At 62.6% G+C, this 462-nt stretch carries 2 protein-coding genes; one reads left to right on the top strand and one right to left on the bottom strand.

What is annotated here, in order from left to right; genetic code table 11:
- Positions 1–285 (bottom strand): NAD(P)H-dependent oxidoreductase (locus F7Q96_RS26535; protein WP_249041737.1); only part of this gene is annotated, 285 nt, incomplete at its 3' end.
- Positions 286–352: 67 nt separating this feature from the next.
- On the opposite strand from F7Q96_RS26535, the gene F7Q96_RS26530 reads away from it, so the two are divergent.
- Positions 353–462, top strand: a 110-nt coding sequence (locus tag F7Q96_RS26530) for a LysR family transcriptional regulator (protein ID WP_151023654.1), incomplete at its 3' end; no start/stop codon positions are given.

The raw sequence follows: 462 nt of genomic DNA, 5'->3' as shown, positions 1-462 counted from the left end.
CGCCTCGGAAATCTCGTTCTCGCGCCGCTGGACATCGCTGAGCGCCTCGTCCGAGGGCGGCAGCCGGAAGCCCAGCGCGTCCAGCGACAGGGGCGCGGGCGCCTGCAGGGCCAGGTCCAGGTATTCCACCGCCAGGCCGGGATGCGCAGCCTTTTGCTGCTCGACGATCGTGCGCGTCAGGCCGCGCGTGACGGAGTTCTGGCCGGTGATACTGGAATCGATGTGCAGCAGTTTCATGAAAGGTCCCATTCGGATGAAGAAGTTGCGATGGCCGTCATTTTCCATTGAGCATCGGGAATTGATAAGATTCCGTGGAAGGCATAGATTGTTCTATTCATGATGTGAATCGACCATGCACGACCTCAACGACATGCGCTATTTCGCCGAAGTCGTGGACCACGGCAGCTTCGCGGGCGCGGCCCGGGCGCTGGACCTGCCGACCTCGCGGCTGTCCCGGCGGAT

The organism is Cupriavidus gilardii, from assembly GCF_008801915.1.
Taxonomy (GTDB): domain Bacteria; phylum Pseudomonadota; class Gammaproteobacteria; order Burkholderiales; family Burkholderiaceae; genus Cupriavidus; species Cupriavidus gilardii.
This window is presented reverse-complemented; position numbering and strand designations above follow the sequence as displayed.